Source organism: Maribacter ulvicola, from assembly GCF_900155985.1.
GTDB classification, from domain to species: domain Bacteria; phylum Bacteroidota; class Bacteroidia; order Flavobacteriales; family Flavobacteriaceae; genus Maribacter; species Maribacter ulvicola.
On the sequence record NZ_FTMA01000001.1, the window covers coordinates 52,711 to 66,327 of the forward strand.

6 protein-coding genes are annotated in these 13,617 nt (G+C 35.7%); 5 read left to right on the forward strand and 1 reads right to left on the reverse strand.

The genetic code is table 11. The annotated features are described in order from the left end of the window. Window positions 1–130 precede the first annotated feature (130 nt). From BW936_RS00225 to BW936_RS00245, 5 genes are read left to right on the forward strand one after another with little or no spacing between them, the layout of a single operon-like run. Window positions 131–3,487 carry a VCBS repeat-containing protein gene (locus BW936_RS00225; RefSeq protein ID WP_076546323.1) on the forward strand — a complete coding sequence of 1,119 codons (3,357 nt, stop codon included), beginning with the start codon at window positions 131–133 and terminating at the stop codon, window positions 3,485–3,487. Beyond that, window positions 3,477–6,728 (forward strand): VCBS repeat-containing protein, encoded by a 3,252-nt coding sequence (locus BW936_RS00230; protein ID WP_076546324.1) that lies wholly within the window; start codon window positions 3,477–3,479, stop codon window positions 6,726–6,728. Before BW936_RS00225 ends, BW936_RS00230 begins: the two co-directional genes overlap by 11 nt. Before the next feature lie 4 nt (window positions 6,729–6,732). Then, window positions 6,733–8,064: a vanadium-dependent haloperoxidase gene (locus BW936_RS00235; RefSeq protein ID WP_076546325.1), complete on the forward strand. Its 1,332-nt coding sequence runs from the start codon at window positions 6,733–6,735 to the stop codon at window positions 8,062–8,064. Between the two features lie 23 nt (window positions 8,065–8,087). Next, window positions 8,088–8,987 carry a GyrI-like domain-containing protein gene (locus BW936_RS00240; RefSeq protein WP_076546326.1) on the forward strand — a complete coding sequence of 300 codons (900 nt, stop codon included), beginning with the start codon at window positions 8,088–8,090 and terminating at the stop codon, window positions 8,985–8,987. Continuing rightward, the gene (locus BW936_RS00245) at window positions 8,980–9,837 is read left to right on the forward strand and encodes a hypothetical protein (protein WP_076546327.1); all 858 of its coding nucleotides are present in this window, start codon (window positions 8,980–8,982) and stop codon (window positions 9,835–9,837) included. Before BW936_RS00240 ends, BW936_RS00245 begins: the two co-directional genes overlap by 8 nt. 9 nt (window positions 9,838–9,846) lie before the next feature. Here the strand turns inward: BW936_RS00245 and BW936_RS00250 are convergent, their stop codons facing one another. After that, window positions 9,847–13,569 (reverse strand): metallophosphoesterase, encoded by a 3,723-nt coding sequence (locus tag BW936_RS00250; protein ID WP_076546328.1) that lies wholly within the window; start codon window positions 13,567–13,569, stop codon window positions 9,847–9,849. Window positions 13,570–13,617 lie beyond the last annotated feature (48 nt).

A 13,617-nucleotide genomic window follows, 5' to 3' on the forward strand; every position in this document is an offset into this window, starting at 1 on the left:
AAAAGCCTAGCAAATAGTAGGTATTTGGCTATATTGCAAACTAATTTTGAACGCCCTTAAGAATAGGTTATCAACTCAACCCTAATAGTTTACAAAAGAACTCAAAGTACTATTTCAAATATACTCAAGAATGAACTTCAATTTGTTTAAACTAAGCTGTATCGGCTTATTTTTATCCCTACTATATTCCTGTGGCTCTAACGAAGAATCGCACTCTTCAAATAAAAAGGAAACACCTACATTGTTCACCTTATTAACCTCTGAAGAAACAGGTATCTCTTTTGTGAATAAAGTAGCAAACTCAAAACAATTCAACATCTTCAAATACCGAAATTTTTATAACGGAGGCGGTGTGGCTATTGGTGATATTAACAACGACGGATTATCAGATGTTTTCCTGACGGGAAACATGGAGCCAAATAAACTATTCTTGAACAAAGGTGATTTGAAATTTGAAGATATTTCTGAAACTGCTGGAATTAAAGGTAATAAACCGTGGTCTACAGGTGTTGTGATGGCAGACATCAATAATGATGGTTTTCTTGATATCTATGTCAGTAATGCCGGTAATATGAAAGGTAACAACCATGACAACGACCTGTATATTAATAATGGTGATGGTACTTTTACAGAAAAAGCTCATGAATTTAATTTGGCAGAAACAGGGTTTTCTACACACGCCTCTTTCTTTGATTATGACAAAGACGGCGATTTGGATGCTTATATTTTAAACAATAGCAACATTCCCGTAAGCAGTCTTGGTTATGCAGAACAGCGCGAAGTAAGAGCACAAGATTGGGAAGGCGTTCCTAAAATTTTTAGAGGTGTAGGCGATATGCTTTTGAGGAACGATAATGGCAAATTTATAGATGTCAGTGAAGATGCAGGTATTTATGGTAGTCTTATTGGTTTTGGCCTTGGTGTTATGGTTGTAGATATTAATAATGATCTATACCCAGACATTTATGTTTCTAATGACTTTTACGAAAGGGATTACCTATACATTAACAACCAAGACGGAACGTTTAGAGAAGAAGTTCAAAAATGGACAAATCATTTAAGTTTATCTGCCATGGGTGTAGATATGGCAGACATCAATAACGACGGACTTACAGATATTTTCATTACAGATATGCTCCCTGAACCTGATCAACGTGTAAAATCCGTTATGGAATTTGAAGGTTATAATATTTTTAAACTTAAACAGAGTAAAGATTTTCACCAACAATATATACAGAACACACTGCAACTTAACAACGGCAATGGTTCTTTTTCTGAAATTGCCTATTACAGTGGTGTAGAGGCTACTGATTGGAGTTGGTCCGGACTTTTGTTCGATATGGATAATGACGGACTAAAAGATATCTACGTTACCAATGGTATTAATCATGATCTTACAGATTTGGATTTCGTTGATTTCTTTGCCAACGAAATCATTCAAAAAATGGCTTTAACGGGTAGAAAAGAATCTATAGATTCTATCATAAATAAAATGCCAGTTACACCACTACCAAATTACGCATACCGTAACAATGGTGATATTACCTTTAGCAAATACAATAAAGAATGGGGATTTGAAATCCCTAGTCGTTCTAATGGATCTGCATACGGCGATCTAGATAATGATGGTGACTTAGATCTGATCGTGAACAATGTGAACATGGAGACTTTCGTATACCGAAACAATTCTGAATCACAGTCTAAAAATAACTCCATCACCCTAAAATTTAATGGTACTGACGGGAACAAGTTTGGTATTGGCACTATTGCTCGCCTATATTACCCAGATAACATTATAGACCAGACTTTAATGCCATCTAGAGGTTTTCAATCTTCGGTAGATTACCCTATGACTATTGGTTTAGGTACAACCAAAATTTTAGATTCCATTCGTATTATATGGCCAAACGACGCTACTGTTAAACTAGATAAGGTAAAAGCAAACCAGACGCTTACATTTATTCAAGATGAAGCTACCGAAATATTCAAAATTAAAAAGACTGAAACCCCTACTCTTTTAAAATCAATAGACAACAATACATTATTAGCCCATAAAGAAAACAACTATATGGACTTTGACAATGAAGGATTGATTGCCAAATCTTTGGCGGAAGAAGGACCTGGCTTAGCCGTTGGCGATGTTAATGGTGATGGTAACGATGATATTTTTATTGGTGGCGCTAAAAAACAAGCTGGCGCTTTATACTTACATAGTGGCAATGGTTCCCTTTCAAAACCCATTATAAGGTTTTTTGAGGCTGAAGCACTATTGGAAGATACTACCGCTTCCTTTTTAGATGCTGACCAAGATGGGGACCTTGATCTTATGGTAGGTACCGGTGGCAATGAAATAGGAATGCAAAGTTCTTACGGAGTTAGATTATACATAAATGACGGTAAGGGTAATTTCTCATTGAGCTCTAACAAACTACCTAGTGTAAATAAGAACGTTGCCGTAATTGCTCCCTCTGATTTTGATGGAGATGGTGATGTAGATGTTTTTGTAGGCTCTAGAAGTGTTGTAGGCACCTATGGAATTAACCCTGACCACCTATTTCTACTAAACAACGGTGATGGTTCTTTTACAGATGTTACAGAACGTTCCGCTTACGATCTCAAAGATGCAGGGATGGTAACCGATGCCAAGTGGATAGATATGGATGGTGATGGCAAAGACGACCTAGTAACCGTTTCTGATTGGGGAAGCCCTAAAATTTATAAAAACTCCGGTAGAAGACTTAGTAATTCTAAAAGCTCCTTAGACAGTTTAAATGGTTGGTGGGGTGCCGTTGAAGGTTATGATTTGGACAATGATGGCGACCAAGATTTAATTCTTGGTAACATGGGCAGCAATCTTCATTACAAACCTGCTCCGGGCAAACCAATGAAAATGTGGGTGAACGATTTTGACAATAATGGTACCATTGAGCAAATTACCACACAATATTATGACAATGGTGATTACCCCTTGCATCAGAAAAAAGAAATAACCACACAAATATTGGCATTAAAAAAGAAGAACATAAAAGCTTCGGAATATGCAACAAAGACAATTCAAGAACTATTTCCAAAAAATGTTATTGAAAACTCTATTCAAAAGCAAGCAAATATTTCTGAATCTATTATTGCCATTAACGATGGTAATGGCAATTACACAATTAAATTGCTACCACCACAAGTACAATTCTCTTGCATTTGCGGTATTCAATGCCTGGACGTCAATAAAGACGGTAACCTAGACCTTGTCATGGCAGGTAATAATTTTGAATTTAAACCCCAATACTCTAGGTTAGATGCCAATTATGGAAATGTACTTTTGGGTGATGGTAATCTAAATTTTGAATGGCAAAATTATTCTGACAGTGGTTTTTTCATTCGCAATGAGGTAAAGCAATTACAAATAATTAAGGATAAAAATGGAAATGAGTTCATCATTGCCGCTATTAACGATGATACTCCAAAATTGTATAAACTAAATGAAAAATAGCATACTTTATATATGTGCTTTGGTATTTGCTTTTAGTTGCAAACAAAACTCTGGGGAGTTATTTGTAAAACGTTCTGCTGATGATACCGGTATTGTTTTTGAAAATACACTCACAGAAACCAAAGATTTAAGCATCTTAGACTACCTCTATTTTTATAACGGTGGTGGTGTTGCCATTGGCGATATTAACAACGATAGCTTACCTGATATTTATTTTTCAGGCAATCAAGTAAAGAACAAACTATACCTCAATAAAGGGAACCTTAAATTTGAAGAAATTACTAAAAATGCAGGTGTTGAGGGTAATAGTTCATGGAATACCGGTGCTGTTATGGGTGATGTTAATGGTGACGGACTTTTAGATATTTATGTATGTGCTGTTGTTGGCCTTAACGGTTTCAATGGCTATAATGAACTTTTTATAAATCAAGGAGATGCTACCTTTAAAGAAAGTGCCGCGGAATATGGATTGGATTTTGAATCCTATAGTTCTTCTGCCGCTTTTTTAGATTATGACCTTGACGGTGATTTAGACATGTACCTACTTAACCACGCCATACATACCCAAGATTCTTATGGCAATGCACAAATTCGCCTTAAACGTAATTATGAAACTGGTGACAAATTGCTACGTAATGACAATGGAAAATTTATAGATGTTAGTGAAGAGGCTGGTATTTATGGTGGTGTAAATGGTTATGGATTAGGTATCGCTGTTTCTGATTTTAACCAAGATGGCTACCCCGATCTTTATATTGGTAATGATTTTCATGAGGATGATTATTACTACCTAAATAATGGCGACGGAACGTTCAAGGAAAGTTTAAAGGAAGCTTTTGGTCATACTACTCGTTTCTCTATGGGTAGTGATGTTGCGGATATAAACCATGATGGCTTGCCAGACTTAATCTCCTTAGATATGTTGGGCAAAGATGAAATTGTCTTAAAATCTTCTGAAGGTGACGATGACATTCAAATTCAAAAAATGAAGACCAAGACATTTGGTTATCACAATCAGTACACTAGAAATATGCTCTTTATAAACCAACCTAATGGAAAGTTTTTAGAAACCGCATTACAAAGTGGTGTGGCAGCCACAGATTGGAGTTGGAGCGCCCTTTTTGGGGATTTCAACCAAGACGGAGAACAGGATCTATATATAAGTAACGGTATTCCTAAACGACCTGATGACCTTGATTATATCAACTATATATCTAATGAGAATATTAAGTCTAAAATAAATAACACCAACCTTGTCGATCAAAAAGCACTAAAAATGATGCCTTCTGGTTTTATTGGAAACATGATTTTTAAAGGGGCTAAAGACCTTCAATTTAAGGACGAATCCAGATCTTGGATTTCACAAGACACTATTATTTCTGGTGCTACAGCCTATAGTGACTTAGATAATGATGGTGACTTAGACCTGGTTACCAACAATTTATACAGTAAAGCAGAAATTCAAGAAAACACTACCAACAGTCAACGCAATTGGTTAAAAATAAAATTGAACTATAACGAAAAAAACAAATTGGGTATTGGCACCAAAGTATTCTCATACGCCAACGGTATGCAACAATTTAAAGAAATGTATACCGTACGTGGATTTCAGGCTTCTTCTGAACCTGTTATCCATTTTGGATATGGTGAACTTAAAAACATTGATTCCTTAAAAATTATATGGCCTGACAAAAGCTCTCAATTGGTGAAAAATATTGCAACTAACCAAATGCTTTATATCAGTCCTAAAAACACCAAACCTTATAATTATAACGCTCTAAGAGAGCATAAAAATATTCTGTTTGAAAAAACCTCAGATAACCTAGGTATTAATTATTTGCATATTGAAGATGCCTACAGTGATTATTTACGTCAGAAACTAATCCCATATCAAATGTCAGATAGAGGTCCTGCAGTTAGTATAGGGGATTTAAATGACGATGGAAAAGACGATATATTCTTTGGTGGCGCCAAATTCATTCCTTCACAAATATACATTCAGGGCGACACTACTTTTCAATTAAAAAACTACCTAGAGATTAAAAAAGATAGCATCAAGGAAGATATCGCTTCCATAATTGGCGATTTTAATTTGGATGGTAAAAATGATCTCATACTAGGTACAGGTGGTGCAGATTTCTTTAATGAAATGAAGCCACTTACCGATTCTTATTATGTAAGGAACGATAGCACTTTCATTCACAAAGAATTTCCAGAAATGTTCGAGAATGCATCCGTTCTTTTAAAACTAGATTATGACCATGATAATGATTTAGATGTTATTGTTAGCAACCAATCTATAAGTGCAGATTATGGAAATGCACCAAACAGCTATCTTTTAAATAATACAAATGGTAATTTTAAGGTAGCCTCCAGTCCGTTTGAGAAACTAGGCATGGTAACAGACGCCATTGTTACCGATTTTAACAATGACGGTTGGGAAGACCTTCTTTTTGTTGGAGAATGGATGTCTCCTAGATTCTTTCAAAATAACAAAGGCACATTTATAGAAATCTATCCGTTAGAAAATGAAAAAATAAATGGTTTATGGCAATCCGTTATCAATTTTGATATTGACGGTGACGGTGACCAAGATTACCTTTTAGGCAACTGGGGATTGAATACCAAATTTAATGCATCAGAAAACCACCCTATGAAAATGTTCTATGGTGATCTTGATAAAAACGGGGCAACAGAAACTATTGTCAGCACTAACAAAGATGGCAAAGATTACCCCGTAGACGGTTTAAAAGAATTATCTAGCCAACTGGTGTCTCTTCGTAAAAACTTCAATACTTATAGTTCTTTCGCAGGGAAATCAATGGAAGAGATCTTAGGAGAGAATATGCTATCAAACGCAGCGGTTCTAGAAGTTCACACTTTAAGTTCTGGCTATTTACAAAACAACGATGGCGAATTTACTTATGTGCCTTTTAATTATAAATTACAGCTGGCGCCCATTATGGCGTTCTTGGAATTTGATTTTAATGGGGATAATAAAACAGAAGTTTTAGCTACAGGAAATTATTTTGGTGTTAAACCATACCATGGTCGTTTTGATTCTTTTCCCGGGGTATTGATCGAAGACAGTACCAAGTTCACCTTGGCGAACAAACTTGGCTTAGACCTCACAGGAAAATCAATTAGAGGCATGAACATCATTAACTTTAACAACAACAAATATCTTTTACTCACCTTTAATAACGAGGCAGCAGAAGTATATAAAATTCTTAAACCATAATACAATGAAGAGGTATATTTTAATTCTAATAGCAGGTGTTTTTTTAATGAACTGTACCGCTAAAAAAGAAGAACCCATAGTGGTATCACCTGATCAGTTACATAACGTTATTGATCATGTAATAGATATTATGATTCATGATATTTTCTCACCACCGGTAGCGAGTAGAATTTTTGCTTATCCAAATATTGCCGCTTACGAAATAGTAGCTCAAACAAATCCTGATTATCAAACCTTGGCAGGTCAGCTTCCAGATTTGAAACCTATTCCGGAAATGGATACCATCTCTGGCATTAACCCTCAATTATCGGCTTTGATCGCACATATGAATATCAGCAAACAGCTTATTTTCTCTGAGGATAAATTCGATGTTTTACAAGATAGCTTGTTCACAAAGTGGAAAAAAATGAACGAGCCAGAATTTGAAGCTTCTAAAACCTACGGATTAAAAGTTGCCGACCACATAAAGGAATGGATGAACAAAGACAATTATAGTCAAACACGCTCCATGCCTAAATTTACGGTAGATACAGATGACCAAGCCAGATGGCAGCCAACACCGCCAGCTTATATGGATGGTATTGAACCACATTGGAGTAAAATTCGTCCATTTATTATTGACTCCGCATCACAATTTAAACCAATTCCGCCACCAGCCTTTTCACTAGAAAAGGACTCTGATTTTTACAAAGAACTAATAGAGGTCTATAACATCAGCAATGATATTACTAAAAATGGTGACGAATCTGATGAAATAGCTATCGCTAAATTTTGGGACTGCAACCCGTATGTCTCTGTAACAAGAGGCCATCTTATGTTCGCCACTAAAAAAATTACACCAGGCGCGCATTGGATCGGAATTACAAAAATTGCCAGTAAAAAAATCAATAGTAATTTTGACGATACTATTTTTGCCTACACCAAAGTTTCCATGGCCATTGCTGACGGATTCATTAGTTGTTGGGATGAAAAGTATCGCAGTAATTTAATTAGACCAGAGACCTTGATCAACCAACACATTGATGAAAACTGGAAACCTATTTTACAAACACCTCCTTTCCCAGAATACACTAGTGGCCACAGTGTAGTATCCGGTGCCGCAGCAACCGCCTTGACCAGTATTTATGAAGAAGACTTCAGCTTTGAAGACGACACCGAAACACCATACGGTCTACCTATTAGAAAATTCAATTCTTTTAGTGAAGCTGCAGATGAAGCTGCTATTAGTAGAATGTATGGTGGTATTCACTATAGATCTGCAATAGAAGTTGGGGTTGATCAAGGGCGTAAAATTGGTGCACTTTTGAATACTAAAATTAAGATGAAAAACAATTAGATTTTAGTATATAATTAGATTTTATGAAGAAAGTCAGTTCCCTCATTATAGCAGCTATATCTATTGCAATTTTATGGTATTTTTTCATAAAACCACAAGATTATCAAATAAGAGTCATTGCCAAATCTAACACTGGCATTGTCAACCAATCATTAAAATTGTGGAACAAAACGTTACCAAAAGCTTCTATACGCCAAATAGAGGACCTTACACATCTAGAACAAGTAATCATCACCGGCGATTCTACACATATGTACAAGTGGAACATTGCCCCCATCACCGATTCAACATCTCAATTAGTGATAGATGTAAAAGACCTAAACCACAGTTTTGCAAATAAACTCACCATTCCTTTTACAGACACTAACTTTGAAAAGCAAGCTAGAAAAACCGTTACCGATTTTATAGAAAAATTAAACACCCATAGAAAAGAATTTAAAGTTACGTTTGTTGGAGAAGACCAATTGCCATCTACCTATTGTGCTTGTGTAGAACATAACACCGTTCAAAGTAAAAAAGCACTTGGTATGATGGAAAGTTATCCATTTTTAAATTCTGTAATTGTCAGTAATGGTATTCAATTGAATGGTGTTCCTTTTATTGAAACTACAAATTGGAATATGCAAAATGATAGCATCTCCTTTAACTTTTGCTATCCTATAATTAAAACCGATTCATTACCAACCATAAAGCATTTAGTTTACAAACAATTTACAGGTAGAAAATCCTTAAAGGCTATTTATAATGGTAATTATATAACTTCTGATAGAGCGTGGTACACACTATTAGATTATGCTAACCAGAACAATATAGGCATCGTTAAAGAACCAATAGAGTTCTTTTTTAACAACCCAAATATGGGTGGAGACGCATTACGTTGGAAAGCAGAAGTATTCATGCCCTTAACAGATCAAGATGAGTAAAATAACCCTTACCATCATATTAATCATTTCTACACTTAACTCTTGTTCCAACCACGGTCAACTGAAGGTAATTGCAGACCTTCCCGGCAGTTTAAATGAGAATTCCGGTATTGCTAGCTATGGAGATTCAACGGTGTGGTTCATTGAAGATAGCGGCAATAAAGATGAAATTTACCAAGTTAACCTCAAGGGAGATATTCTTAAAAGCTTAGAGGTTAAAAACGGAAAAAACCATGACTGGGAAGACCTTGCAACAGACGTATCTGGCAATCTTTATATAGCTGATATTGGTAATAATGATAACGACCGTAAGAATTTGATGATTCTGAAACTACCAAACCCAACTATTGAACCCGGAGACAAAATAGACGCAGAAAAGATTGAGCTTTATTACCCTGACCAAAAGAAATTCCCTCCAAAGAAAGATGCTTTTTTCTATGATTCTGAAGCCATATTTCACCATGGCAACAAAATTTATATTGTAACTAAGAATAGATCAAAGTCATTTACGGGCGAAGCTCATATTTACTCTGTACCAGATACGAAAGGAAAATACGAAGCTACACTAGTTGGTTCCTTTATACCTTGTACAGATTGGAAAATATGTCAAATTACTTCCATAGATATCTCTCCAAGAGGAGATAAAATTGTAGCCCTTAGCTATGGAAAACTCTTTGTTTTTACAGATTTTACTTGGGATAATTTCACCAAGGGTAACATGCAAGAAATTGATTTAGGAGCACGCTCTCAATTAGAATCCGTTTGTTTTCTTAATGATGACACCTTACTGATTTCCGATGAAAAAGCTCATGGTGAAGGTGGAAACCTGTACACCTTTTCTTTAAAATAATTCACTTTATTAAAAACCGAAACCTAGTCCAAATGTAAATCGTGGTCCGTCTTCACTTGCAAATATTGCCGTGTTCACAGAGATAATATCCGAAGCATTTAAAAAGAACCCACCACCATAAGAAGTATGCCAACTACCAGAACTCATTTCCGGCACCCATACTCTACCATAATCAAATCCGGCAAAAAGACCCATTGCCGTTGGCAGCAATCTTGTACGTTTCTTTTTTAAGCTAAATCTAATATCCGTGTTTTGATAATATGATGTTTTTCCTGTAAAACGTTGGTTTCTAAATCCACGAAGACCATCTAAACCACCAATACTTGCTGCTTGGTAAAACTCATATTCATCACCAATATTAAAATGTGCTTTCCATTTAGTTGCCAAAACCAATCTACCATTTGATATCAATTTATAATCAAAACTTAAGCTTGGTATGATATATCCAAAACTACCGCCCTCTTTAGATAGATTTTCTTTATACCCAGCTTCTAATGACGTACCCATCCCTAAAGTAGGGAATGCTTTATTATCCCTATTTTCATAAGTATAAGCAGCATGCGCACCTACAAAATCACTATTGGTTTCCTCTCCGTTTTGCTGATAGAATGTATTTATAAATCTGTCATTGGTTTCTTCAACGCTGATATTCTCATAAGACAATCCTAATTTAACCTTAGCGCCCAACTGACCTCTCCATACCAATGAAGGAGAAAAATCTATCTGTCTTAATTTTACCCTGTTATAGTCCAAGTCTAATTCATCATCAAAGTTATCTGTATCGTTTCCAAACCCAAAAAAGTTAACAGCGAAATTAGGGCTGGTAAATCTCGCTTTCAATTCTGCATTCCAATTCTCGAATATATGTGCAAATTCTCCTTCATACTTAAAGTCAAAACCACTTGTAGCAAAATAATAAGATGCAGCAAATGTGTGCTGTTGCGTAAAAGGGTTTTGTCTAAAACCGTTATACGTATAGGTATTTACAAAACCTATTCGCATACCATCATCTGGGTTAAAGCCTATAGTAGGTATAATTTGATTAAAACTATTTCTCAATTTTAGCGGCTGGTAGGTGTTCAGCTCATAATCATCTGACAATTTTACCTTTGCTCCTCCTGTTTCTTCAAAAGTGTTCTTCTTACTTTTAAAATCATATAAGGCAACATTTCTACCCTCTTCTATCCTATAAATATCATTATTATGACCACCAACGATACGAACCTTTACACCAGAAAAATTAGACGGATTTTTTACCTCAAAAATATCGTCATCATCTAATCCAAAAACCCAAAGTTCTTTCGTATCTTCTTTTGTAAATACTTTATAATAGAACAATCGTTTTTTCTTATCGCCTATATTTCTAAACACTTTTACTTCGGTCTCTTCATTGTTCAACCTATTAATTTCAAACCAATCGTCTTTATCAGTCCCTGCAACTACCGCGTATTTATTCAAAATTTGATAATATTCAATTGCAGTTTCTTCAATATGGCTTAAACGCGCTAAAAGAATCTTTTTAATCTCATCAACAGTTTCATCACGCACTTCTTCAGGGAAAGCCTTGAAAGCCTCGTCTATGTCTCCAGGAGTTAAATGTTCTTGTAAGTATCTTGCCTGCTCTAACCACTGACTTTTTTCCGTTTCTCCCAATAATGTCAAATCTAAAACATAGGTCATTGGAGAAGAATTGAATCCTTTTACGCTTCTCATTTCTTCGTTAAAACCTTCCATTAGCCTTAACCCTGGTATAATACGAGTAGCCACTTTCATTAATGCGCCGTCTCCCATTTTAGAAAACACTTGATCACGATCCCTAGGTACCGGTCTGTATATAACCTTCCCTTTCTTCTTATCTTTAAATTCTGCCCAACGCCACTGATCTACATGACGATCCCAGTCACCTAAAACCATATCAAAAAGGCGTGCTCTTAAATATATGTCTTTATCTACTTCATACTTTTCATCATCACGTAGGTCCTCTAACATGCCATCGGTACTCGTTAAATTATTGGAGTACCCAAAGCTTTCCAAATCTCCATGACCATCGCCTGTATGCTCTTCGATCATATATAGTTCATCACCAAAAGTGTCATTATATCCCTTTAAAGCTGGTTGTTTAGGCACATAATATAAAACCGGATTGGTATGATAAATACCTACCGCATCTGACAACTTAGCTGTTGTAAACGGACCATAAGGGTGTGACCCCGTATAAAAATCTTGTAATATTTCTTGCGTATAGGTTTCTTTTAAATCATCTAATACATACTGATCTTGAAAAGCCATGGACTGTAAATATAATTCTGCACTTTTCCTTAAGGCACGCATTACATATTCTCTCCCATCTTTAGCCCGAAGACGTAAAGATTTAGATTGGTGTCCGCCGCCTTTTTTTACTGGCTCCAAACCTCCCATAAGAGAATCTAAATTTACGGTCGGCACTTTCACCTCGGTCCCGTAGTACTTGCGATACCGCTCTCCCCAAATTCCTTTATAAAACCGGCTTTTATCAATTTCATTTTTTGCATATACCGATGCCTTTACACTATCGGGAAACTGAGTTGTAAATTGACCCACATACTCTTTTTGCGTTGGCGGCAACACCTCATTAGTGAACAAAAACTCTTCCTCATTATCATTACCTACACCATAAAAACGAACTCTAGAAGAGCCATCTTTATACACCTCTAAAGTGGCATAGCCCATTTTACCCGTATTAAACTGAGAACCGTTAAGCAAACGTGTAAAACCTTCTTTTGCCCCAGAACCACTTACAATCTGCGGGGTATTATTTTCTACAAAATATTGTAATGTATGCTCATGACCAGATGCAAAGATTACCCGGTCAGAATACTGTGCCAAAGTAGTTACCCTATTCATTAATTCCCTATAGCGCTTATTGTTCGCGTCTTCTACAGATGCACCAGAAGTACTTCTAAGTACATTAATAAATGTACCCAAAACAGGTAAAGGCACTGCCATTTTCTTAGGGTAAAAATGTTTTCTTATGGAATATTGCCCCCCGTGCTCTCCATAACTTTTACTAGGATGATGCATTGCAATAACCGTTGTACGATCACGATTATCTTTTATTGCATCTTCAAGTTCCAAGAAAAACTTTGCCCTACTCTTAATATCACACTTATCATTAATATCTGGACGCTTATTCCAATTGGTCAAATACCATTCTGTATCTATGGTAATTATAGCAACATCATCCCCAATTTCTACAACATCTATAGGGCATCCGTTTTCTGGTAAAAAAGGATCCTTTTCTTTCTCCTTTAACGCTTTTTTAATATAATTTTCTTCTCGTTCAAGACCTACCAACCCTTCAGTATACCAATCATGATTACCGGGTATAAAAAGTGGTCTTCCCTTAAAATCATTCAATGTATTTATCTGGGCATCTAAATGGTTAATAGCTGTTCTATAGGCAGCGGTAGAATCTTTAGGGTCTGGTAAACCAGCAGGGTAAATATTATCTCCTAAAAAAATAGCTGTACTATTCTTCTCTGCCTTATCTAATCTATTTTTAAAAATCTTTAATGCAGGATTCATACCTCCCATAGGTGATAAACCCGCATCACCAATCAAATAAAAGGTATGGGATACTTCTTTTGAATCGTTTACATCTATAGCATACTTTTCATCAGAGTATTTAGAATTAAACGTGGCACAGCTGGTAATGAACATAAAAACCAATAGATATGCATATAATTTTTTCATAATAACGTTCCCTCTTTAAATTTTTGTAATTTGGATATTTCAAACCCA

What these genes read in the sequence shown, in the direction of transcription:
- BW936_RS00225 (WP_076546323.1), top strand. Translation starts at nt 131, where the DNA reads ATGAACTTCAATTTGTTTAAACTAAGCTGTATCGGCTTATTTTTATCC.
- BW936_RS00230 (WP_076546324.1), top strand. Translation starts at nt 3,477, where the DNA reads ATGAAAAATAGCATACTTTATATATGTGCTTTGGTATTTGCTTTTAGT.
- BW936_RS00235 (WP_076546325.1), top strand. Translation starts at nt 6,733, where the DNA reads ATGAAGAGGTATATTTTAATTCTAATAGCAGGTGTTTTTTTAATGAAC.
- BW936_RS00240 (WP_076546326.1), top strand. Translation starts at nt 8,088, where the DNA reads ATGAAGAAAGTCAGTTCCCTCATTATAGCAGCTATATCTATTGCAATT.
- BW936_RS00245 (WP_076546327.1), top strand. Translation starts at nt 8,980, where the DNA reads ATGAGTAAAATAACCCTTACCATCATATTAATCATTTCTACACTTAAC.
- BW936_RS00250 (WP_076546328.1), bottom strand. Translation starts at nt 13,569, where the DNA reads ATGAAAAAATTATATGCATATCTATTGGTTTTTATGTTCATTACCAGC.